The organism is Pelosinus sp. sgz500959, assembly GCF_042610375.1.
GTDB lineage: Bacteria > Bacillota > Negativicutes > DSM-13327 > DSM-13327 > CTSoil-075.
This window is the reverse complement of the sequence record NZ_JBGJZL010000002.1, coordinates 59,105-82,526: the sequence shown is the minus strand read 5'-3', so window position 1 is coordinate 82,526 and position 23,422 is coordinate 59,105. Positions and strand designations below refer to the sequence as shown.

Annotated in this window: 25 protein-coding genes, 1 pseudogene and 1 other annotated feature (1 of these 27 only partly in view); of the genes and pseudogenes, 6 read left to right on the top strand and 20 right to left on the bottom strand. The window is 36.0% G+C overall.

Going from position 1 to position 23,422, the window contains the following annotated elements; genetic code table 11:
- Nucleotides 1-206: a binding site (T-box leader), on the bottom strand (it extends 10 nt beyond the left edge of the window).
- Between the two features lie 97 nt (nucleotides 207-303).
- The 10 genes from ACAN52_RS03090 to ACAN52_RS03045 all read right to left on the bottom strand — a co-directional run bounded on the left by ACAN52_RS03090 (nucleotide 304) and on the right by ACAN52_RS03045 (nucleotide 9,642).
- Nucleotides 304-750, bottom strand: coding sequence for a DivIVA domain-containing protein (locus ACAN52_RS03090; RefSeq protein ID WP_378952071.1), 447 nt, complete (start codon nucleotides 748-750; stop codon nucleotides 304-306).
- Nucleotides 751-766: 16 nt separating this feature from the next.
- Complete coding sequence (locus ACAN52_RS03085; RefSeq protein WP_378952069.1) at nucleotides 767-1,552, bottom strand: RNA-binding protein; 786 nt, start codon at nucleotides 1,550-1,552, stop codon at nucleotides 767-769.
- On the bottom strand, nucleotides 1,545-2,366 hold the full coding sequence (proC, locus tag ACAN52_RS03080) for a pyrroline-5-carboxylate reductase (RefSeq protein ID WP_378952067.1): 822 nt from the start codon (nucleotides 2,364-2,366) through the stop codon (nucleotides 1,545-1,547). The genes ACAN52_RS03085 and proC overlap by 8 nt, the downstream gene beginning before the upstream one ends.
- A 21-nt stretch (nucleotides 2,367-2,387) precedes the next feature.
- On the bottom strand, nucleotides 2,388-2,825 hold the full coding sequence (locus ACAN52_RS03075) for a cell division protein SepF (RefSeq protein ID WP_378952065.1): 438 nt from the start codon (nucleotides 2,823-2,825) through the stop codon (nucleotides 2,388-2,390).
- Nucleotides 2,826-2,842: 17 nt separating this feature from the next.
- Entirely contained in the window at nucleotides 2,843-3,544 is a 702-nt protein-coding gene (locus tag ACAN52_RS03070) for a YggS family pyridoxal phosphate-dependent enzyme (protein ID WP_378952062.1), read from the bottom strand.
- A gap of 265 nt (nucleotides 3,545-3,809) precedes the next feature.
- Nucleotides 3,810-4,622, bottom strand: a complete 813-nt coding sequence (gene pgeF / locus ACAN52_RS03065; protein ID WP_378952059.1) for a peptidoglycan editing factor PgeF — start codon at nucleotides 4,620-4,622, stop codon at nucleotides 3,810-3,812.
- A gap of 16 nt (nucleotides 4,623-4,638) precedes the next feature.
- The gene (locus tag ACAN52_RS03060; RefSeq protein WP_378952056.1) at nucleotides 4,639-6,378 is read right to left on the bottom strand and encodes a TIGR03960 family B12-binding radical SAM protein; all 1,740 of its coding nucleotides are present in this window, start codon (nucleotides 6,376-6,378) and stop codon (nucleotides 4,639-4,641) included.
- A gap of 39 nt (nucleotides 6,379-6,417) precedes the next feature.
- The gene (gene nrdD / locus ACAN52_RS03055) at nucleotides 6,418-8,424 is read right to left on the bottom strand and encodes an anaerobic ribonucleoside-triphosphate reductase (protein ID WP_378952053.1); all 2,007 of its coding nucleotides are present in this window, start codon (nucleotides 8,422-8,424) and stop codon (nucleotides 6,418-6,420) included.
- A gap of 357 nt (nucleotides 8,425-8,781) precedes the next feature.
- On the bottom strand, nucleotides 8,782-9,057 hold the full coding sequence (locus tag ACAN52_RS03050; protein WP_378952050.1) for a YlmC/YmxH family sporulation protein: 276 nt from the start codon (nucleotides 9,055-9,057) through the stop codon (nucleotides 8,782-8,784).
- Between the two features lie 198 nt (nucleotides 9,058-9,255).
- Nucleotides 9,256-9,642, bottom strand: coding sequence for a hypothetical protein (locus tag ACAN52_RS03045; protein WP_378952047.1), 387 nt, complete (start codon nucleotides 9,640-9,642; stop codon nucleotides 9,256-9,258).
- A gap of 209 nt (nucleotides 9,643-9,851) precedes the next feature.
- On the opposite strand from ACAN52_RS03045, the gene ACAN52_RS03040 reads away from it, so the two are divergent.
- Nucleotides 9,852-10,112, top strand: a complete 261-nt coding sequence (locus ACAN52_RS03040; protein ID WP_378952044.1) for a hypothetical protein — start codon at nucleotides 9,852-9,854, stop codon at nucleotides 10,110-10,112.
- Between the two features lie 73 nt (nucleotides 10,113-10,185).
- Here ACAN52_RS03040 and ACAN52_RS03035 read toward each other — a convergent pair whose 3' ends face one another.
- Together ACAN52_RS03035 and ACAN52_RS03030 are read right to left on the bottom strand one after the other, a co-directional pair.
- A complete protein-coding gene (locus ACAN52_RS03035; RefSeq protein WP_378952042.1) occupies nucleotides 10,186-10,461 on the bottom strand; it encodes a hypothetical protein in 276 nt (91 codons plus the stop codon).
- Between the two features lie 512 nt (nucleotides 10,462-10,973).
- Nucleotides 10,974-12,689 carry a methyl-accepting chemotaxis protein gene (locus ACAN52_RS03030; protein WP_378952039.1) on the bottom strand — a complete coding sequence of 572 codons (1,716 nt, stop codon included), beginning with the start codon at nucleotides 12,687-12,689 and terminating at the stop codon, nucleotides 10,974-10,976.
- A 342-nt stretch (nucleotides 12,690-13,031) separates the two neighbouring features.
- Between ACAN52_RS03030 and ACAN52_RS03025 the strand changes: the two genes are divergently transcribed.
- Nucleotides 13,032-13,646 (top strand): hypothetical protein, encoded by a 615-nt coding sequence (locus ACAN52_RS03025; protein ID WP_378952036.1) that lies wholly within the window; start codon nucleotides 13,032-13,034, stop codon nucleotides 13,644-13,646.
- Nucleotides 13,647-13,810: 164 nt separating this feature from the next.
- Here the strand turns inward: ACAN52_RS03025 and ACAN52_RS03020 are convergent, their stop codons facing one another.
- The 5 genes from ACAN52_RS03020 to ACAN52_RS03000 all read right to left on the bottom strand — a co-directional run bounded on the left by ACAN52_RS03020 (nucleotide 13,811) and on the right by ACAN52_RS03000 (nucleotide 16,971).
- Nucleotides 13,811-14,533 (bottom strand): N-acetylmuramoyl-L-alanine amidase, encoded by a 723-nt coding sequence (locus ACAN52_RS03020; RefSeq protein ID WP_378952033.1) that lies wholly within the window; start codon nucleotides 14,531-14,533, stop codon nucleotides 13,811-13,813.
- Between the two features lie 267 nt (nucleotides 14,534-14,800).
- A complete protein-coding gene (gene nrdD / locus ACAN52_RS03015; RefSeq protein ID WP_378952030.1) occupies nucleotides 14,801-15,082 on the bottom strand; it encodes an anaerobic ribonucleoside-triphosphate reductase in 282 nt (93 codons plus the stop codon).
- Between the two features lie 432 nt (nucleotides 15,083-15,514).
- Nucleotides 15,515-15,787: a hypothetical protein gene (locus ACAN52_RS03010; RefSeq protein ID WP_378952028.1), complete on the bottom strand. Its 273-nt coding sequence runs from the start codon at nucleotides 15,785-15,787 to the stop codon at nucleotides 15,515-15,517.
- A gap of 258 nt (nucleotides 15,788-16,045) precedes the next feature.
- Nucleotides 16,046-16,534: a GyrI-like domain-containing protein gene (locus ACAN52_RS03005; RefSeq protein WP_378952025.1), complete on the bottom strand. Its 489-nt coding sequence runs from the start codon at nucleotides 16,532-16,534 to the stop codon at nucleotides 16,046-16,048.
- A 14-nt stretch (nucleotides 16,535-16,548) separates the two neighbouring features.
- The gene (locus tag ACAN52_RS03000; RefSeq protein WP_378952022.1) at nucleotides 16,549-16,971 is read right to left on the bottom strand and encodes a GNAT family N-acetyltransferase; all 423 of its coding nucleotides are present in this window, start codon (nucleotides 16,969-16,971) and stop codon (nucleotides 16,549-16,551) included.
- A gap of 310 nt (nucleotides 16,972-17,281) precedes the next feature.
- On the opposite strand from ACAN52_RS03000, the gene ACAN52_RS02995 reads away from it, so the two are divergent.
- From ACAN52_RS02995 to ACAN52_RS02985, 3 genes are all read left to right on the top strand, one after another.
- The gene (locus ACAN52_RS02995) at nucleotides 17,282-17,476 is read left to right on the top strand and encodes a hypothetical protein (protein WP_378952019.1); all 195 of its coding nucleotides are present in this window, start codon (nucleotides 17,282-17,284) and stop codon (nucleotides 17,474-17,476) included.
- A gap of 184 nt (nucleotides 17,477-17,660) precedes the next feature.
- The gene (locus tag ACAN52_RS02990) at nucleotides 17,661-17,906 is read left to right on the top strand and encodes a hypothetical protein (RefSeq protein WP_378952016.1); all 246 of its coding nucleotides are present in this window, start codon (nucleotides 17,661-17,663) and stop codon (nucleotides 17,904-17,906) included.
- Nucleotides 17,907-18,193: 287 nt separating this feature from the next.
- The gene (locus ACAN52_RS02985) at nucleotides 18,194-19,666 is read left to right on the top strand and encodes a recombinase family protein (protein WP_378952013.1); all 1,473 of its coding nucleotides are present in this window, start codon (nucleotides 18,194-18,196) and stop codon (nucleotides 19,664-19,666) included.
- 139 nt (nucleotides 19,667-19,805) lie between these two features.
- Here the strand turns inward: ACAN52_RS02985 and spoIIR are convergent, their stop codons facing one another.
- Together spoIIR and sigG are read right to left on the bottom strand one after the other, a co-directional pair.
- Nucleotides 19,806-20,411 carry a stage II sporulation protein R gene (spoIIR, locus tag ACAN52_RS02980; RefSeq protein ID WP_378952010.1) on the bottom strand — a complete coding sequence of 202 codons (606 nt, stop codon included), beginning with the start codon at nucleotides 20,409-20,411 and terminating at the stop codon, nucleotides 19,806-19,808.
- A gap of 18 nt (nucleotides 20,412-20,429) precedes the next feature.
- Nucleotides 20,430-21,203 (bottom strand): RNA polymerase sporulation sigma factor SigG, encoded by a 774-nt coding sequence (sigG, locus tag ACAN52_RS02975; protein WP_378952007.1) that lies wholly within the window; start codon nucleotides 21,201-21,203, stop codon nucleotides 20,430-20,432.
- Nucleotides 21,204-21,425: 222 nt separating this feature from the next.
- Between sigG and ACAN52_RS02970 the strand changes: the two are divergent.
- Nucleotides 21,426-22,532: pseudogene (locus ACAN52_RS02970) on the top strand (IS3 family transposase).
- Nucleotides 22,533-22,754: 222 nt separating this feature from the next.
- On the opposite strand, the gene ACAN52_RS02965 reads toward ACAN52_RS02970, so the two are convergent.
- Entirely contained in the window at nucleotides 22,755-23,369 is a 615-nt protein-coding gene (locus ACAN52_RS02965) for a CatB-related O-acetyltransferase (RefSeq protein WP_378952005.1), read from the bottom strand.
- Nucleotides 23,370-23,422: the final 53 nt, after the last annotated feature.

Below are 23,422 nucleotides of genomic sequence, written 5' to 3'. Positions count from 1 at the left end.
AGAGGTTGTTTCCCGTGATACCACCCTAATGACTTTTTACAGCCACTACTAAACGAAATAACGCTCGTCAAACGGCGAAGCCTACTTAACATTCGGTTCGCAGTTCAGGAGTGATCTTCACCATGAAGGTCTTTATTAGGCTCACACTATTCCTAACTCGCTGTGAAATTCCACATTATGGCTACTGTCTCCATCATCACTAATCTAACTATGTATAATTTTGTATTTCTTCATTATACATAAAGAAAGATACTTAGTCAAATCTTTAACCTATCCTAAGTATCAAGTCATTTATTTTTTTGATTAATCCTCAATTACATCGCCTAAAATATCCAATTGAGCCTGTACTAAGTTGCGCACACGGAGACGATATACCTTATCTTGTTTTTGCAATCCCTCATATTCATCATTCATACGTCGCACTTTATTTGTGGCTTCATCAAGGATTTTTCGCGCCTGAACTTCTGCTTCTTTAATCATCAGCTCTGTTGTTCTCTTTGCATTTAACTTCACTTCTTCAGCCGTTTCTTGGGCGATGATTAAGGTATTATGCAATGTATTTTCCATATGCTGAAAATGTTCCAATTTGCTGCTTAAGCGATCTAGATTTTCTTTAATTTCGATATTTTCCCGATAGAGTTGCTCATAATCTTTGATCACACGATCAAGAAATTCATCCACATCTTCTTCATTATAGCCACGAAAACTTTTCTTAAATTCTTTATTATGAATATCTAATGGCGTTAACATGATTACCCCTCCTAGTCTACATAAAACGCTTTAATAAAATGCTGGTTCTGCCTTTTTTGGTTTGACCTAACACTTCACAGACTTCAACGCGTCCACGCCCACGCATGGAAATAATATCTCCAACCTTAATGGCCTTCGCACTATTTTTTGCATCCTGCCAATTTACTTTTAATTTACCGATCCCAATTTCATCCGACATTGTTGTCCGAGAAGTACCAAAACCAGCTGCTGCTACTACATCAAGTCGCAATGCTGATACAGTCGTCCTGATTTCTTTTGTCTTCTCTTCTCGAGGTGCAATGTCTGACAAACCTAAAGAAGATACAGTGACAGGTGCTGCGCCAATCATTTTAAAATCCTGAATAATAAAACCTGACAAGGATGAATCAACAATAATTTGGCAGCCATGTCCACGCATAATGATATCACCAATAATCTCCCGTTTAATGCCAAGACCCATTAATGCTCCCAACACATCCCGGTGTGTTAGCTCATAATAACGTTCATCCCACGTTACGGCTAGCGCTTCGATCTTTGCGTCAGGGGTTCCGCGAAATTCCTCATTAAGAAAAATGACCTTTACTCGTTCAGCACCATGATAACCACCATTTGATACTAACTTTAGACTGCTATAATGAGCCCCGATCGTTTCAGCAATACTATAACCATGAGGATCAAGAAATTCACTTACTTTATATTTCCGATTGCGTTGTGCATGTTCAGCAGTATCTAAGAGGCGAGCTGCTAACTCTCCTTCACCACTCGCTCGATAATAACGTAAAATTTTCTCGCGTTCACTCATCTGTTTTTTTCCCCATTTCATGGGAACGTCGTGTCGCAGCTTTTACCGCATCCATTAGGGCAACACGCACGCCCCTTTGTTCTAGAACATGGATGCCTGCAATCGTTGTTCCACCTGGCGATGTAACCATATCTCTTAATTTTGCTGGATGCTCACCCGTTTCAAGAACCATTTTAGCAGCTCCCATTAAAGTCTGAGCAGCCATAATAATTGCATTTTTACGAGATAATCCTACCCATACACCAGCATCTGATAACGCATCAATCATAACAAAGGCATAACCAGGACCACTGCCAGATAATCCCGTTACTGCATCCATAGCACTTTCTTCCATTTTAATAGCTTTTCCTACAGATGCAAAAATCGTTAATACTAACTTACCATTCTCTTCCCCAGCATACTCACCGAGAGTAATCACCGACATACCTTCTCCGACTGCGACTGGAGTGTTCGGCATAGCTCTTACAATAGGTACACAAGGCAATTTTTCTTGTAAGACTTTTGTTGTTACGCCTGCTACAACTGATACGACTAAAATTTCCGGTGATACGAAAGGGGCAATGGTGTCGAGCACAGTATGAATGACTTGTGGTTTAACCGTTAGAAATAAAATATTGACCCCTTTCACTAATTCTTCAATGTTTAACGTACCATGAACACCTAATTTTTCTTCCATATAATCAAGACGTTGTTGAGATATATCACTCACAGTAATTTGCTGTGGCGCAATTAAGCCTGCTTTCACAATACCGCCAATCAATGACTCTGCAATCGCACCACTACCAATAAAACCTATTTTTTTACTTTGTAACATAGTTCCTCCATATTGCAACTCTTATTTATTCCATGGTAGAAATTCTTTATCTATTCCTTCATCATGAGGGCTATAAGCAACATCTACGTTATTAGGCGCACACAAAAAGATATTATTGCCTATTTTTTGAATGCTGCCAGCCAATGCATAAGTCGTACCGCTAATAAAATCAATCATCCGTTTCGCAACTTCTTTGTCACAGTTCTCAAAATTCACGACAACAGGTTTGCGATTTTTTAAATGATCAGCTACATGTTGAGCATCATCAAAAGAAAAAGGTTCAACGACCATCACTTTCATTTGTTTTTGTGCCGTAGGCAGATTCACTATATTATTACTCTTTTTCCCCTTAATTAGCTCAACTTCTTCAACTTTACTTTTTACTTCTTGCGGCTCATGTTCTTCTTCTACTGGCTCAATCAAACCAAGACTACCCCAGACTTTTTCCATGAATTTCATATTTTTCATGCCTCCCTTTAATATTCACGCTGACCAAATATCCCCGTACCAATTCTCACCAAATTAGATCCTTCTTCAATTGCCACACTATAATCATTTGTCATTCCCATAGATAACCATTCAATACTGGTATTTGGCAAATTAGCCTCTTTTAATCCCATAAATAACTGATACATTTCACGAAATATTGGGCGAGTCAGTTCAGTATTTTCATAAAATGGTGCAACAGTCATCAATCCACATAAACGGACATTTTCCAAATTACTAATCACTCGGGCCAAAGGCATGACTTCCTTGGCAGATATCCCAAATTTAGTATCTTCATTTGCTACATTAATTTGCATGAGAATATCTTGGCGTTTATTAATTTTTTTAGCAACACGATTAATTTCTATCGCTAATCGCTCACTGTCCACAGATTGAATCATATCAAATAAAGATACAGCCTGGCGAACTTTATTTGTCTGTAAATGCCCAATCAGCTGCCACTCGACTTTCCCAGTTAGAGTCAAGGATTTATCGAGGGCTTCTTGAATTCTATTTTCGCCAATTGCTACCACTCCTGCAGCAATGGCTTTTTCAATGGTGAGCACACTATGATTTTTAGTGACTGCAACCAATTTCACATCATCTAATTTAATCATGTTGATCTGATTGGCTCTAGTGATTGCATGATTAATATTTTCCATAATTTTGGTTAAATTTTCTGTTACAAACATGGTCAACCCTCCATAATACTTACTATTCGCGCATAAACATAAATTTCCTCTTACAGTATATCCTTAAGCTACAAAATATATTGACATCAGGACATTAGACCTAAATATACTGGACTAAAGATTCCCAAGAATAATTGTAAGGGATGCGCTATCGACCAAAGAGACTAACTCAACTTTTATATGGGAGCTTAATCACTGATTTCATGTTATTAAAAATACATGCTACCCAACCTTATAAAAAAAGAGTCTTGCAAGTATATTTTACTTACAAGACAATTACAGCACCAATCCGACCTGTACAGCCATTCTCTGCTCGATAGGAGAAGAATAACTCATTATTACATGCAGTACAAACATCACTCACCACAATATGGCTAGAATTAACCCCAATTTCCTCTAACTGCAGACGATTGGCACTCCATAAATCTAAATGCCACTTATCACCAGCGGGGCGAAGTAACTGTTCCCAATTTTTAAATTGATCTTTAACTTTCAAGGCGACAACATGATCGACTTCATAGCAACAAGGTCCGATGGACGGAGCAATTCCAACTAAACAATTCTCTGGAAGAGTACCAAACTGAGTTTGCATTGCTAGAATTGTTTTCTGAGCAATTTTATTCACAGTTCCTTTCCATCCCGCATGAACCAGACCAATTACTTTCTTGATTGGATCGACAATCAGTACAGGTACACAATCAGCAAAAAATAAAAGCAAGGGTATACCAGGAGTATTTGTAATGAGCGCATCAGTTCCCTCAATAGCTTCTCGATAGACGGTAGCGCCCTTGCCAAGATGCTCTGACGTAACAACTATAATCTTATCAGCATGTACCTGTTCAGCGGTAACCACATCCTTTGCCGCGGTCCCTACCGCTTCACAAAATAGTTGCCGGTTCGCAATCACGTGCTGATCGTCATCACCCGTATGAAGTCCTAAATTCAGTGATGAGAAAGGTGGAACGCTCGTTCCACCTAGTCGAGTGGATACACCATGCTTAATTCCCAATTGATCAAAATGTGGAAAAGTGCCATACCATAAACCGTGACTGCCGTATTTTAAAACAAATCCTTCCACTGATTATTCACTCCTATTACTGCTTTTTACAGACCCCACAGCGAGTACAACCTTGTGCACATGGCGCTGTAAAGATTTCCTTTTTAGCAGTCTCTAATTCTCGAACCAAATAAGATGAATCGAGTCCCATATCCAAGTGCTCCCATGGTAATTTTTCATGCTGTTCATCACGTTGCCGATAAAGGTATTGTTCTTCAGTGCACTGATTGGCTTTCATCGCCTGTTTAAAACCTTTACTGCCGCCACGGCTATGAGCCTCCAGTAATACAGCAGATAAACGGCGATCACCTCTTGCAAATACAGCTTGCATATAGGACTCTTTCGGAGAATCAACTAATACCTCAATATTTTTTCTTTGCCGTAGACTAGAAGAAAGAAACTTTAATTTAGATTCTACTACTCCCATCGGCGGCATCGCCATCCATTGAAAAGGGGTAAAAGGTTTAGGAATAAAAGGATTAACACTTAAGGTTAACTTACCTTTACTGCCTAAAGATTCCATATAGTTTTTTATATTTTCTGCCAGAGTCACAATTTCTTCAATATCTTCTTGTTCTTCAAAGGGCAAACCAATCATAATATATAATCGAATATGAGGAATACCTGCACCAATGGCCATTTTGATCGAATTATATAAATGTTCATTTGTAATACTTTTATTAATAATTCGACGTAAACGAATACTCGCTGCTTCAGGTGCCAGAGTAATCGTCTTATGTTTACTAACAGCCAAAGCCTCTACTAGACCATCAGTCAAAGAATCAGCTCGTAGTGAGGCTACTGACATATACATTCCCTGATCCAATACTTCTTTGCACAATGCATCAATCTCAGGGTAGTCAGAAATAGCCGCTCCCATCAAACCGACTTTACTACGGAATTCTTTGGCTTTTGTAATCGCAACTTTTAATTTCTCCAATGAACGAACTCTTGGATTACGATAGCAATACCCTGCCATACAAAACCGACAATGCCGCCCACATCCTCGTGCTACTTCAATGAGAAATAAATCTTTGAATTCCGTATCAGAAGTTACAACCACAGTTTGCGCCTCATACTGATCCAGATCTGAAATAAAGCGTCGTTTTACCCGCTCAGGTACTCCTTTCGTAGAAACAATATGATCAATTGTGCCATCTTCCTTGTAGATTGGTTGATAGAAACAAGGTACATATACACCCGTAATTTGAGCTAAATTAAATAATATTTCTCGGCGTAAAAGCCCCTTCTCGCGCCCTTGGTAATAAATATCCAAGATTTCATGTATGACTTCTTCGCCTTCACCAATAATACAAAAATCTACGAAATCAGCCAATGGTTCAGGATTAAAAGTAGCACACGGCCCACCAATCATAACAAAAGGGTCTGTTTCTCCACGATCAGCAGCCAGTACGGGAACTTTTCCTAAGGATAAAATACTGACAAAGTTAAAATAATCCATCTCAAAGGTTAACGCCACACCGATTAAAGGGAATTCATACAAAGGTCGTTGTGTTTCAATGGTCATCAAGGGTGTATTCGTTCGAATATACTCCGGTTCAGTTTTTCGATCTGGTAAAAATAAACGTTCACAGGCCGTATCGCCTCGCTGATTAATTTGTTGATAGATAATTTGAAAGCCCAAATTAGACATACCTACATGATATGTATTTGGATAAACCAAGGCAAATCCTTGCCGAGAGCCAGGAGCAAAAACCATTGCTCCTTGTTCATTATCCATTATTTTTTGTAATTTTTCTTTTAAATGCCAAGTCAATAACATCACTCCATTACTTATTTTTTGAAAATACCTTACTTAAGTATGTGCCACACGTTGTTCTAATTCTTCATGTTTCGCATCATTAAATCGATCCACTGTACTTAAATATCCTGTAATACGTCTGACCCGCCTGATACTTGATGAATCACAAGAGGGACAATGCTCACTGGCGATCACACCAATATAACCACAACCGTCACAAAAATCGATAGGGAAATTAATTCCTGCATAACCAATGTCACAGCCACCCATGTACCGAAGAATATCTTCTACAGCGTTCAGATTATTAATGGGGGGCGCTGTAAATTCAACGTAACTAATATGACCAGCATTGGTATATTTATGATAGACAGCCTCGATTCGAATCTTATCATACATACCAATTTGATAACTCACAGGCACATGAAAAGAATTAGTATAATAATCTTTATCCGTTACACCTGGAATCAACCCGTATTCATGACAATCCATTTTTACAAACCGTCCCGATAGACCTTCTGCGGGCGTCGCTAGAAGGGTATAATTAAGTTTATACTTCTCTGTAGCCCGATCAGCCTTATCACGCATAAAAGCAATAATTTCTTCGCCTAATATTTGAGAATCTTCATTTTCACCATGATGATAACCTGTCAACGCGATAAGTGTCTCAGCCAAACCAATAAAGCCAATCGATAAGGTTCCATTTTTTATAACCTCGCCAATTGTATCATTGAGTGTTAATTGATCCGACCCCAAATAAAGACCTTGTCCCATTAAAAACGGCATATCTTTTACTTTTAACTTAGCTTGTACCTCATAGCGATGAAATAATTGCTCACAAATCAAATCAACAAGATCAGATAAACTTTGATAAAATTTCATCAAATCACGTTCAGCTTTAATCGCAAGTCTCGGTAAGTTAATCGTTGTAAAGCTAAGATTACCCCGCCCGTCAGTTACCTCCGCACCGCACTTATTCGCCATCACCCGCGTACGGCATCCCATATAGGCAACTTGATCGCCATAAGGCTTATTAAAGGATGAATCCATAAAACTAAATGTAGGATTAAGTCGTTGTGAAGCTACGCGAATTGCTAATTTAAACAAATCATAGTTAGGATCACCATGATTTAAATTAACGCCTTCTTTGATTCTAAAAATAATATTAGGAAAAATCGGATTTTCACCGCGGCCCAACCCTTTTTCGTAGGCTAATAAGAGGGTTTTTATGACCATACGTCCTGCTGGAGTCGTATCAGTTCCTATGTTAAGGCTCGAAAAAGGAACCTGTGCACCTGCACGACTATGCATTGAATTAAGATTATATACAAAGGCTTCCATGGCTTGATAAGCTTCCCCTTCAGTAACCTTTTCCATAAAAGTCGCCATATCACGATCAAAAAAAGCAAAGGATTGTCCGCCATGCATATCATTTTGGGAACTTTGTAGAATAATAGCCGCTAATGCGGCCGCTGATGCTGGACGTTTAGGGCGTCTAATATAACCATGTCCATTATTAAAACCATTTTTTAATAATTTACCCAATGGAATTTGGACGCAAGTTAATGTCTTCCCATAAAAATCCAAATCATGAATATGAATATCACCTTTTATATGGGCTGATGCCATATGCTCAGGAATTAATCGATTTAAATAATATGCTTTACTGGCCGCACTGGCTATCTGTAGCATTTTTGCCGAAGGAGAATTAGAGATATTTGCATTTTCTCGGCTTGTTTCTATTAATATTTCAGCGACGGCATCCATTAGATAAGATTGGGCATCACGCATACGAGTTCGTTTATCTCGATATAGAATATATGCTTTTGCTGTTTTAGCATGTCCTTTTTCAATTAATATTTTTTCAACAGCATCTTGTACCTCTTCAACGCCAAACATACCAGCGCTATATTCTTGTTTTAATAAGCGCAAAACGTCTAAGGTCAATTCCATCGCCAATTGTTTATCTGCTCCACCAACGGCTTTAGCAGCCTTAAAAATAGCCTCAGTTATTTTATTTTCATCAAATACCACGTCACGCCCATCGCGCTTTTTGATCTTCATGTATATAACTTCCTCATTTCACATAAATTCAACTTACTTTTAGTAAACTTATCATACCTATCTTATTTATTCTATCATACTATGTTTCATAGTAAAAAATAAAATACGCAACATTATTGTTTATTAATTATCTACGCCATATATTGTGCATTTCCTGCTATAATTATAAAGAAAACTTGATTTTGGTCAAGCCTCAACACAGACCAAAGTCTTAGTTCCCCTTAGCTGTAATCAAGAAAGTGATATACTTTCTTGCTGATTACGTAAAATTAAACTAAAAGTCTTTAACCTTAAAAGTTAAAGACTTCTAGCTCATAACCAAACTATGTAATCCGATTTATTCCCTATCATATCCTGCTATTTGTCTAATTGTTTTGACTCTGCAAAAGCCGTTACCTCAACTAAAATCACATCAAATCCAATTTTATTAATTTTTTCCCATGGGATAACAACATCTTCACTACGACCAAACATTCCAAGAAACTTTCCACTTCCAGGAACTACAATCGCAGTCAATCTACCACTTGCAACATCAATTTCAATATCAGTGATTCCACCTAATCGCTTACCATCGATTACGTTGATAACTTCTTTAAGCTTAAGATCTGATACACAATTGATAGCGCTTTTCATCTCATCCACCCCCACTACATTGTATGATGGACAAAAAGTTTTATGATATCAGCTACTGATAGCAAATTCTTTTACATATGTGAGTAAAGAAAAAACCATGCCTCAGGATTATTATTCCTAGACATGGTTTAACTATTTTTTAACAAATGAAATCGAGCCTATAATCGGTCCTTCTTTCATTTGGATATTTTAAAATTGTTAACGCAAAAATTTAATTGTTACATCAGGTAAATAGTTAGAAATTGAGGTAAATATTTCAGTTTTAAACCGATCATCCTTGACCATTTTTTCAACAACACTTCGCTCAATCGTTACATAAGGTTTTACAACACCTAACAGGGGGTGATGTAAAGAAGAGTCTAATATACCACTTTTAGCCTCAACAACATTAATACCATCCATCATTAGCGTATATTTTCCAATAATCTTTCCATCTTCAGCAACTTGTATCCCTACCATATTTTTACGTCCTGAAAATACATGCTCAAGCATGGAAAAAATATGAGGGTGTTGTGTCTTAAAACATTCAATTAAATTGCGCCGAAAATTCACTAAGTCTTCTTGAATTAAAGTATCTACACTCATTTTCTAATCCCTCCGTCATACTATACTACAGTTTATAATCTCCCTTAAAAACAACTTTAGTCAAGGTACTTTATTCCAAGATTTTTTTAAAAAAATTGCCTCAATTAAGCATATACAACCCCAGTGTAAAGAGGCACTTGCATAATGTACTAAAATAAAATCAATTGAATAGGTTATAAATAGTAAGAAATAAGGAAGGAGGGACGGAAATGGATTGCCATAAAACCCATGATACTTTGGCTATTTCTGACATCGTAAATCTTGAAGAATTAGAAAAAAAGGCAAGTAAAACAATTGAATTTCCTCTCTTAGCCGCAACTACTGGTAACGCCATTGCCTTGTTCACAATGTTAGTATTACAAGAAATGATTGAACAACTAGCTGTTAACCCAATTGCCAATATAACTAATATTATTCAACTTTCAAATAGCATTGCTAATTTAAACAGCAGTATAAAAACCATTCAATAGGCAGGGCCACCAATTAATGACCTAGATTTTGCCGTGATTTAGCGTAGTGCTGTTTATCACTTTATTGCTTTTATTACCGCTGCAGTAAATATTGAATCTGTTCTTGTATATCTTTAATTTGTTTTTGAACATCGAGCCCTGCGTCTTGAACTTCAACCTCTGTAGTATCTTTTTCTACTTTGAGTGCCTGTTCTTGAGAAGCAATACTTGTCATGAGACTTCCTACGGCGATTATAAAATTACCAAGTATATTTAATTCTTCTGCATTTAACACCTTAGATGAAGCCACTGCAATAAGAGTCGCAATTGTAGCAAGTTCATCTGAATTGATTGATTGAAAAAAGGACATTTTCTCACCACCCTCTTATAAGCAAGATTTATTTTGAAAATAAATCTCTCAATAAATTTATTTTCAAAGTCAATCAAACAGACTAACGAATTTATATTTTTCTATCAAATGATGGAATTTTAGATAAATCAAAGAAATAATAAATAAAGTTATTGTATCATTTGAACTAAGTAGTTATCATACTATAAGCAAAAATATATGGATAAATGATAAGGAGACTATTGATTCGTGAATTTACCTAACAATGATCTGAAAATTTCCCATGAAGATTTAGTAAAATTACTTGATAAAATTCCACAACTTCTTATTAAATTACAACCACTAATGGATAGCCATTGTGTCACTAAAGGATTAACTATACCTCAGCAACAAGCTATTTTTCTTTCGTGTTTATACAGTATTATTTTACCAACCTCTCAACATATGCATTAAGAAGTTTCATTTTTCTCCAGACACAAAAAACCGCTCATCATAATGAGCGGTTTACTTTTTTACCATGAATATTATTTTATCTAAATTTGAAATTTACTAACAGCCTCGCGAAGATCCATCGCCAAATTGGCCAATGCTTGACTAGATGACGCGATTTCTTCCATGGATGCCGATTGTTCTTCCGTTGCAGCAGATACGGTCTGTGCTTCCCCAGAAGCCTTTTTACTCAGTTCATCAATTTGTTTTACAGAATCAACAATATGCTGACTTCCCAGCGACATATCACCTATAGCAGCAGATATTTCTTTTGTCTGATTCGATACTTGGCTGATCATATTTGCAATCTCCTGAAAAACCTTTCCTGAATCATTGACAACTTCTGCACCTAACTTAACTTCGCGAGTTCCATCAGTCATAGCAATGACAGCCCTGTCAGTATCTCCTTGAATTTCGCCAATTAATACGGCGATTTGTTTTGCTGCATCTTGTGATTGTTCCGCTAGTTTGCGGACTTCTTCTGCGACAACGGCAAATCCACGTCCTTGTTCTCCTGCCCGCGCAGCCTCAATAGCAGCATTTAGAGCCAATAAGTTGGTCTGTCCCGCAATACCGGAAATCGTATCTACAATTTGTCCAATTTCTTTAGACCGTTCCCCTAATTTACTTACTACTTGCGCAGAAGTCGTAACAGTTTGTTCGATCGCACTCATCTGGTTAACGGCTTTATTTACCGACTTATTACCTTCCTTTGCTTTGTCAGCTGCTTGATCCGTTTTCCCAGATACTTCATTGGCATTAGCAGCAACTCGCTGAATATTGGTTGACATCTGTTGCACGACCGCTGATGTGCTATTGGCTGCACTTGATTGTTCTTCTGCACCATGTGCCACATCAGTAATTGATTCAGCAACTTGGTTGGCAGCTTGGGCTGATTGCTCTGCACTCGCAGTCAGTTCTTGTGAAGAGGCTGCCAACTGCTCCGAGGATTCTGTAATATGTTTCATCAATCCACGAATCGAGGTCCGCATATCAGCTAACGCATCAGCGACTTGACCAACTTCATCTTTTCTAAGAAGTTTTCGCGGCTTATCGCGAAAATCGCCAGCTGCAAATTCTTTGCAAATTAACACCATCATATTTAAAGGTGTTGCAATAATCTTAGTAATATAGAATCCGCTCACTCCTAACACCATAAACGATATGAAAATAATACCAATTACAATATATGTTGATTTTTTAAATGCAATTTCGTTATCATCATGCATTTTTTTTGACATATTAATACTATATTTTGAAAGTTCGATACAGCGCTTATTGGCATCATTTGCCAAGGAATCTACTGTTGAAATATATAATGCATAAGCTTCTGCATTTTTATTTTGCAGCGCTAATTCAATCACTGGTTGGCGGGCAGCGCGATACTTTGCCATGGCTGTCTTTATTCCATCCAATTGTTCCTTTTCTTTATCATCCAAATGATTTTTTTCAATCTCTGTTATATTATCGTTAAAGGCTTTTGCTCGTTCATCAATACTCTTTCGTAACTCGTTATTTCTGCTATTATCCGTTGTGATCATCAATTCCAATATAGATGCATTCACTTTATTGATATGAGCACGATTTTCATTAATCAGCGCAATTGGCACTAAGTGCTTTGCATACATGGAATTAATATCGGTATTTGACTGCTGAAGATAATAATATCCTGTATACCCTATAACACTCATCGATAACAGCGCAATAACAAGTAATACACTTAATTTAAGACTTACCTTCATATTATCTAGTAAATGCATTTTAAACGCCTCCTCTTTTATAAAAAAATTCGACATACTTTTACATTTACCTCTTTTAGCAAAAGCACTTAACCTTTTACGATCAGTAATTTTTTTTAGCGTTGTTCATCTCTTTGTTATAAAAATTGAGATCATATAAATAAAAGAATACTGCCATGAAAGATTCATACCACATTCTTTGTAGACCATACGAATTCTTGGCACGAGAAGAATGGTTTTAGTCACCATAAATTCTTACATCATTCACAAATGAGTCCCTAAAGAATGAGTAGCGAGATTTGCACAATAGACTCTGCTATTACATAACATGTAATATATACATCGCTAATGGAGAATAAACTCATGACTAAAAAGAATATTTCGGTAGCCCCTCAGAAACTACGCATGAATAACAAAGTTATTTCTAGTGCAACAGAGCCAATATATACGAAAGTCGTTAACCCGGCCACAAGCGTTATATCAACTGCAAGCTATCAATGTACTTTAGGAAATTTATATACAGCATCCATTACTACTGTTCAAACTCTTACTAAAAATAATTTTTTTACTTTCCGAATTGTAAATCCTTCTAATTCAGGAAAAAGTATTTATTTATATCAATTTTACGGATATGACACAACCAATTCGAATACAGGCTATCTACAGGCAGATATATACGCTGATGCAGTAATGAGTACTGCTTGGCTTAATCCTAAATCAATAACTCCAACGAACAGAAATTTCTCACATTCGGGCGGTAGTATAAGTAACGTATATTATTTAAATAATACTACTACTACCATATCAAGCGGAACAATTATATCAACTAGTCTTCAAGTTGCGGCTATTCCAGTAATAACATATACTTTGAACGGTGACATTATTGTTCCACCTGGTCATAGTTTTACTATTTTGATAACAAATAACACCAGTGGAGATAGTAGTATAATGTGTGCTGTATCTTGGTGGGAGACATAGGTCCTTGGCATACGTTTTGTGTAAAATGAGCCCTACCTTAAAAAGGAAGGGCTCATCTCATACTTACACATCACTTGAAATTCTTGGCAATCATTAGAGTAAAAATAAAGAGACCAAATAATCCTTTAGATAATCCCATAGCGAGCTCCTTATTTAAAACTTTATCAACCGTTATTTTTCGTTGTGGTGTTAGGTGATGAAATAGATTGATGATAATATTCATAAATACCTTTTGCTATTGCTTCAGCCAGTTTTCGTTGGTGTTCTGGTGATTGTAATAAGGAGCGTTCTTGCATATTAGTGATATATCCAACTTCGATGAGTGCAGCAGGAATTTTATTACGACGTAATACGAAGTAGTCGGCAGTATTTGGTATCGGTGTAGCTTTTGCCACTTTAACAAGCTCAGCTTGAATAGAATTTGATAATGCTTTACCATTCTTTGACTTATCATAATAAAAAACCTCTGCGCCTTGTCGCTTTGTATTGGAAACGGCGTTGGCGTGAATACTAATAAATAAATCTGCATCTGATTCTTCGGCCATTTCTACACGAGCAGTCAAATCACGGCGATAGCGCCCTCTGACTTTTTGGTTGTCGCACTCGGTACTAAGTTCAATATCCGCTTGACGGGATAACACAACTTTAGCACCATAGTCATTAAGAATATTTTTAAGTTGTAATGCTATGGCTAAGTTAATATCTTTTTCGAGAACGCCTGGACGATTGGCACCGGGGTCAATACCACCGTGGCCGGCATCGACGACAATAATTTTTCCGGACAATTTGCTAGCAATATCATCATGTGCATATAGTGTGCTTATTAATAGCATAGTAGGTAATAAAAATAGGATAAAATGGCGTTTAGCAACGTAGAGCATTTTCATATCGTATACACCTCTTACCGCTACATATATGCAGGAAGAGGCTATCACTATGCATCTTGCGCAAAATTATCGGTAGAGTATGCCCCCCCTTTTATAAATAAAAAGAAACTAGATTTATTCTAGCTTCTTTTGGTTCTTAGTATAGATAATATATGAAGATACTAGTTTTGCGTATTACTGCTAATCCGATTGCGACTTTACAAGTAATATAAAGTTCCCCAAAATACTATAATGATATTTACAAATATCATTATAGTATTTAAAGTATCAATTTGTATGAGTTTTCCGATCTCTCAATTCCGCTTGCTTTGCATCTCCCCAACGTTCTGTAGTGCCTACCAAATAACCTGTAATACGACGTATACGTTCAAAAGGCATATACTCGAAGGTATAGTTAACATCTATGTACTCGTTATCTACAGAAATATCAGCCTTAATAATTTTACGTTTTTGTTTAGCTTGTAATTGTGTGAGATAGACTGATAACTCATCATCACTGATCGTACCTGTGACGGTTACTTCTATGCTATTAATAATTCTAATGCTCATATAAACCACTTCCTTATAAATAACTTTCTTAAATTATACCACCTTCCTACTGTTAGTAATATGATTAAAAGAAGAAAATACTGTATCCTTGAAGTCATTTTCCCTTTTGATTTACGCTTTTTTACTCACTTAAACTAATTTTCTTTTAAACGAACCAGATATTAATAAAAAATAGTACTTCACTCTCCAACTATTTATATTAAATCCCTGATACTCTCTACTTCAATGACTTCATAATCTTCTAAATTAGCCGGTTCTTCGTTACTACATACGATCAGTCTAGTAGTTTCCCAATATCCATGATGATCTTCTAATTTTTTTATATAACAAATCATAATGTATCACCTCGCAGATAATATATGTAGCAGATAAATAGATTAGTCAATAAAAATAAACTCTCTTTGTTGAGAAATCATCGCATGTCCATCATTTCTACAGCTGAAAGTATCCAACAACGCCTTCTTTACTGATCACACTATCCATCTGAGCTTTCTTTTGCCACTGCCTATCGACCTCAATAAAAGTATTTGCAAGATCATTTGCAAATGCCAATACTTCTGGTACCTCGCTACGCGCATCAAGAGGAATCATTCTACATTCCCCTCTCATAAGTGCCGAATAAACGCCACCGCATATACTTTCTCCGTCATTCCTAACAACCAAACCAGTACACACACCTTTAATCTTTTTCCTCTCCTGTGCCATTTACACCACCTCCCCTATAAAATATGCAATACCTTTTGTCCATTATCACAATACTTAGCAGTATTAAAACTGCTTTTAAAAAATAGAACTATTTGGAGTAAAGAAAATAAAAATCACAGCATCATTTCATCATAAAATGAAAGTGCTGTGATTATTTTGTAGCATTTTATTGAATATTAGTTTCATTTAAGAATATACTTGCTGCCGGAAGTAGGAAACATACTCAATTGAGTATACGAGCATACATTAAAAAATTAATTAATTTTTTATTATTTTTATTATTGGTATCCATACTTCGCATTTATAATCCTCTGCTGATGGATCTCCTGGAAAATACACTTCAAGCTCAGGTGCATCAGCGTGCTTGAAGTCTGCTGTTGGCAACCATTCCTGGAAGATTCTTGCCCAGACCTTTTGTATCGACTGTGGCATGGCCCCTACCGATGGAAATACAGCCCAAGTAGCAACAGGAATTTCTCTAACTGTAAAATCAGTATCCGTTATATCTTTTACATTTTCTATTGCAACCATGTAAGAAAATTGTTCTTTATCATGTTCAAAGTCCATACATATACCTAGCATATTTTGTCTGCTATCGATTGAACAAATATCCATACAAGTTCCATCGGAATTACATTCACACCAAATTTCAGGAATTTTTCTTAATTCCTCTCCCTCCTTTGTTGATACTTTAAAGACCTTGCCTATGACCTTAAATGCTTCTCTTTGAACGATTCTATAATCCATGCCCTTATCCCCCTTCAATCAATAAAACCTTTTTCACGCATTATGTTTTGATTTTTAAACTTTGCCATTCCTGTAAGCATTTTATTATACCCAATCTTATTATAAAAGGCTTCTTTTCCTAGGCTTGCATATAAGATTATGTTAATTTCTTGCAAACCTTTGTGAATTTCATCGACAATCAGTTTACCAATTTTTTTCCCTTGATACGAAGGTAGGACAGCAATATCGTAAATTGCCGCCTGGTATGCGCCATCGGAAATGGCACGCCCTACCCCAATTAGTAATTCATTATCAAATACAAACACTACGCGGTAACTATTTTTAAAGGCTTTTCTTGTTAATTCCGTAGAATGTGTTGTCAACCCCGCCTCCCGTAGCACCTTACAAACCTCTTGCCAATCAATATTATCAATATTTTCTTGAATTCGATAACACATATTTATCTCTCCAATCTTCATTTCACGTACATGAAATATAATGATAGCTAGTCTAATTACATCTTTCTAATATATTTACTATATAAAATAGAATCCCTGCCATTTTACCAATTAAATTTTTTTGACAAACTTATGGAATTTTTTGACGAAATTTAAATAAATTAGAAGGATTTTCTGATCTAAATATCTAAACTAATATACTAGATAACTTATCATTCTAATGATTATCATTTCTGAAATTATTTAGCTAATCCTATAGGGTTTGTAGACCATCAAAATTAAGGCCGTTAATTGGCAAATAGGAGTATATATGACTATAAAAAACGAATTATACAAACTCATCGATGAGTTAACTGAAACGCAATTAGATGATGCCAAAGAAGCTCTTACTAATGTAATACAAGGAAAGATCATCCCCAAAGTACCAGTATGCGATTTAGGTTCTCCTGAAGATATTGCAACATTATATGAATCTGTAGTCTATGATGAAAATAAAAAGATCTAAATTTAATGACTAAACATGTCATTGAATATGATAATTATATCCTCAAAACAAAGTGATGCGTGTGAGTTTTATGTAAAAAAACGTTATCTTATAGATTGTATGACCTCGGCTACGTATATGTTAAGAGAATAGCAGTTAAAAATCATTATGTCGAATAAATATAAGCAAGGTGATGGTATCAACAATGAAAGCGACTGTTAACCGACGACTTTTTATTGAACGAATCTCTCCTGTTCCCGCTGCTAAAGGTGTGTCAATGCTGATTGCTGATGGTATTTTATCAGCGGTTAGCTTGGGACAAGGCATTACAGCTAGAATATCAGTTTATGCATTAAAGGATGGACAGGTATTTTTGAATGGTGACGAATGGAATAATCTGATCTCTAAGATAGAAACTTATCAGGAATCTTATATTGATATTGATATTTAAAATGATATAAGACAGAATATCTGAAAATTTTGCCTATAATCAGTAGTAAAATCGATAGAATGGGCATATAAATAAACATCCCTACATCAATAGAATGCTTACTCAAATACGAAAGGTAAGTAAGTCTCGTTTACTTTAATTTTTCCTTTCAAAGCTCATAATGCTCATTTCTTATATTCAGTTTTGGAGCGATTAGCAGCTCTCCCAGAAAAAGTTATACCTAAGCTGGTTGTATTAAGCAATCAGCTTTTTATTTTATCTATTTATAAAAGACGGAGGATAAATTTATGAATGCTATTTACGTCCGCGTAAGCACAGATGAGCAAGTCCGTAAAGGTTATTCATTAGACGATCAAATACATGCTTGCCGCAATCATTTATTATCACTTGGTCATACAACTAGTAAAGAATATATTGATGACGGTTACAGTGGCGAATTCTTAGAACGTCCAGGACTCGAAATGTTGCGTAATGATTTACAGAACGACATGATAAAAACAGTTGCAATCTATGATCCCGATCGTTTAAGTCGTAATCTTACGAATCAGCTGATCATTGCAGATGAAATAGAAAAAGCTGGTGCAAAAATTACGTTTGTAACTGGTGACTATGATTGTTCACCTGAAGGTCGTTTATTTTTCAGTATGAAAGGTGCTGTATCAGCCTACGAAAAAGCAAAAATACGTGAACGCACGTCTCGTGGCCGCAGAGCCAAAGCTACCAAAGGTAAAATTGTACTCAATGCCCGTCCATTCGGTTACGACTGGGATGCAGAAAATAGCATGTACCAAGTCAATGAAAAAGAAGCTGAAACAATTCGGTTGATTTATGATTTATGCATCAACCATGGCCATGGATCTAGGGTCATTGCTCTGGAGTTAGTACGTCTCGGAATTATGGGCATTAATAACCGTCCCCTCTCTATTTGTACAGTGTCACGTATACTCACAAAAAAAATGTACTATGGTCAGCATACTCTCTTTACCCAATCTAGTCGCAAGATAAGCCAGAATACTCGTGAAATCAAAAATAATCCTCAGGAATTATGGATACCTATCGAAATACCAGCAATCGTCACTCGCCAAATGTGGGAAGCAGCTCAGGAACAAATGAAATTAAATAAGAAGCTAGCAAAGCGTAATACGAAGCGTGACTATCTTTTAAGAGGCATCCTATATTGCACCCTATGTGGTCGTTCTATGATCGCTTACGCACGTTATAGCAAGCGTAAGAATGGCATTGATAAGATCTACTATTACTATTCATGTATATCAAAAGAATCAAACTCTTATGCTATTAGTGGTACTCGTTGTGACTGTCGGAGAATACCTGCTATCGACTTAGAAGATGCACTATGGAAAATCCTCGTTGAGATAGCTAGTGGCACCAAATATTTAGACACTTACCTACGTATAAAAAATCGACCTGACTATTCAAAAGAGATTGAGCGATTAACTAAACTCCACTTAGAATTAAAGAAAAAGCAAGCAGATATTACTCGTTGGTATCGTGAAAGCATAATCGATGGTGAAACAGCAGAAAAAGAACTGCAGAGTGTCAACAAAGAATTAGTAGCTACCTTATCCACTTTATCAGATCTGAATGTGGCCCAAGAAAAATTAAAACAGCTGGCGATATCGCCAGCTGCTATTCTTGATGCCAAGACTTTTGAGGAAAAACGAGATGTATTGATTAAATTACCCTATAAAATTCATGCAGTTCGCTTAAATGAAAACTTTGAATTTTGTTTTACCAGGTAATATTTTTGCAATCCGTTACCATTTATACATCCGACATCTTAAGATCTGACGTTTTTAACATTCATTCTTACCTCCTAACAACTCTGCTTGTTCTATATAGTATATGAAAGTATGAATTAAATGTACCATCCAATCTTTTTTAGTCTTGATTTTCCCTCCATAATTCAGCAATTTTAGATTTAAATTCAATTTTTACTTCTTGATTTTCTATGTGATCCGTTAAATTCTTAGCTGGCATAGCCGTTGCATTTGTAATGTCAATAAAACATAGAGGCGGAAACAATACACACCACCAATTCTTGCCTTCACCATTTCCTATGAGTACACGTACCGCTTCATATTTACCAGCTGGTAATACCAAATTTCCATATGATTTTATTGGAAAATCGTATACTCCAAATTGCAACTCTATTGGATAATTTGCTCCATTCATAGTAACAACTTGTGTGGCAACCTCAATAAGATCCTTCCGATGGTCTAGAACAATCTGCTCAGCCGCACTTTTCTTAGTAATATGCTCTAAATAAGGCGCTAAATAAGCAATTACTGCATCACGCACTTTTAATTTTAGCTGTTGATCTGCTGGACTATCGCTGTTGGCTAATACATGTAACCGAATCAACTCTCCCTTTTCAGATGATACAGGTAAATTTTCATTGCTGTGATAAATCAATAAAAACCAACCTATTATAATACATACTACCATACTTAATAAAGCACATTCCTGTCTTAAACTTCTCCCCATATACTTCCCCCACCTAATCTATATATATTTACGCATATGCCCAAGGGCTGCTTTTTCTAAACGTGAAACTTGTGCTTGAGATATCCCTATCTCATCGGCTACTTCCATTTGTGTTTTCCCCTCAAAAAAGCGCAAATTAAGTATGTGTTTTTCTCGATCGCTTAATCGATACAAAGCGTCTTTGATTGCAACACCCTCAAGCCAATTAAAATCTAAATGTTTATTATCACTGATTTGATCCATCACAAAAATCGGATCACCACCATCATGATAAATTGGTTCAAATAAAGATATTGGTTCTTGAATAGCATCAAGAGCAAAAACGATTTCTTCCCGTTCCATTTTAAGTTCGCTGGCAATTTCACTAATTGAAGGTTCACGAGAATGTTTACAAACAAGAGAATCTCTAACCTGCAAAGCTTTATAAGCAATATCTCGCATGGATCGACTGACTCTAATTGGATTGTTGTCTCTTAAATAACGACGTATCTCACCAATAATCATTGGTACTGCATAGGTGGAAAATTTAACGTTTTGTGAAAGATCAAAATTATCAATGGCTTTCATGAGCCCAATACATCCAACTTGAAATAAGTCATCTACATATTCACCACGGTTGTTAAATCTTTGAATAACACTCAGAACCAATCGTAAATTACCGTATATTAATTGCTCCCGTACAGATAATTCACCATTTTGCAGCACCACGAATAAATCACGCATTTTCGCTGCCGAAAGCACCGGGAGTTTTGCTGTATTTACACCACAAATTTCGACCTTATTTATAATCATGTTATCTCCTCCCATAACTTCCATAATCTTAAAATACCATTCCCGTACATGAGCATTATTACCATGCTTAAAGAGTTTTATTCATCACTCTGCCCGAGAGCATTTACATAAAAAAAGTTTCAGCCTTGAACAGAACCTGAAAATACGGACATTGAAGAAAAAGACCTCCTGGAAATGGTATAATAAACTGGACACTAAAATAAGAGGAAAAGGTGACAGTTTATGGGTAGAAGGAGTTATGACCGCCAATTTAAAATAGCAGTAATAAAATTAGTTTTGGAAGATAGCATGTCCGTTTCTGAAGTTGCAAAGGAATTATCTATCCATTACAATAGCCTGTACCGCTGGATAAGTGAGTATGAAGAATATGGGGAAATTGCGTTTTCAGGTGATGGAAGCGCAATTTATAATTCTTAATATGAAATAAAAAAACTCAAACGAGAAAATGAAGAACCGAGAGCAGAGTCAGAATTACTAAAAAAATTCCGGTCTTCTTGAAGAAAAAGAATGTATAAGATTTCAATATCTTAAGGAAAACCAGGACAAATATAATATCAAGAAGGCCTGTAAAGCATTAAGTATTTCACGTTCTGGTTTCTATGAATACCTAAATAGAAAACCATCCAAACGAATGCTTGAAAATGAAGTTTTAAGTACTGAAATAAAAAATATATTTGAAGAGCATAAAGGCAGTTATGGTTCTATAAGGATTTCAAAAGTTCTTAAACAGCAAGGCATTACTACAAACCGAAAACGTGTCTCTCGGTTGATGAGAAATCTGAAACGGCTTCCAAAAGGTGCAAGATACCGATATAAGCGTTACAATCAGCAATCATCTTCAATAGAAAGACCTAACTTACTTAATCAGTCATTTCAAACTGATGACATGAATAAAATCTGGGTTGGCGATATTATATACGTGCCTACAAAAAAGGAGTACTATATTTAGCCGTATTCCTTGATATTTATTCCCGCAAAGTATCTGTATGGTCTATGGGGCGGAACATGAAGGATGCCCTTGTAATTGATGCATTTATGCAGGCTTATGGTAGAGAACATCCGAAAAAAGGTCTTATCATTCATACCTATCAAGGTCTACATGAAGCGGTATCAAGTGTCAGTAGAAAGGGAAATCCATATGATAATGCTTTAATGGAATCATTTTATCGAACAATAAAAAGAGAGCTTGTTCAGGATGCTCATTTCGAAACACCTGAGCAAGCTCAGCAAGAAATCTTTAAATATATTGAACTATATTACAACACCAAGAGAATGCATTCCTCTCTTGGATATCTTTCCGCTTCCCAATTTGAGGAATTAAATTCATAAATTTTCTTAATTTTGTATCTAATTTTTGTTGACAATTCCATTATCATTCAAATTTTCACCTTATACCTTTTTCAAAATTTCAACAGCTTTAGGTGTGTATTTTTGCGCCCCTTTTTAATGTTAGAAAATTTTTAAAAAGTTATCTTTCACTATTGACTTCATATAGTTAGTCTCAATAAAAATAGACGCCTATCAGACGTCTTATTAGTTGCAGTTTATAGTTTATACTCTACTAGTCTTAAGTTTTTTCAAACACTCATGGATATTATCAAACGAAAGTCCATCTAATTCCAGAATATCTTTATCCCACCAACTAGACATTAATAACTCTTGAATAGTTTTCTCATCAAAACGATATCTAATTATTTTCGCAGGGACACCAGCCACGATGGCATAAGGCGGAACATCTTTTGTAACTATAGAACCAGCACCTACTATTGCACCAGTCCCAACTGTGATGCCTGATTTAATACAAGCATTATTTCCTAACCACACATCATTCCCAATAACAGTTTCTTTGTTTATATAATCCTTAGAGTATTGGAATGGGTGAGTTGAAAGATAGTTCGTTGGATGCTCGGGTAGTCCAATATTTACATTTGTGCCAACAGAACAATATCTCCCAATTTTAGTATTTTGATAAATTCTACCGCTAACCATATATGTGTATTTACCCATAAACACATGTGATTCGATCAAAACTTTGTAGAGTATTTCAATAGGAGCCTCTGCCTGAAATCCTTTGTCAATGTAGCTTACATGCTTAATTTTTAATCCTTCCCTAGCATATCTGATTGTACGAAGCAAGTTTCTAAAGTGTGTTCCAACCCCAAACATTTTGATATATCTCCTTTCGCAATATAACTATCATATTTAATTTACATTACCAT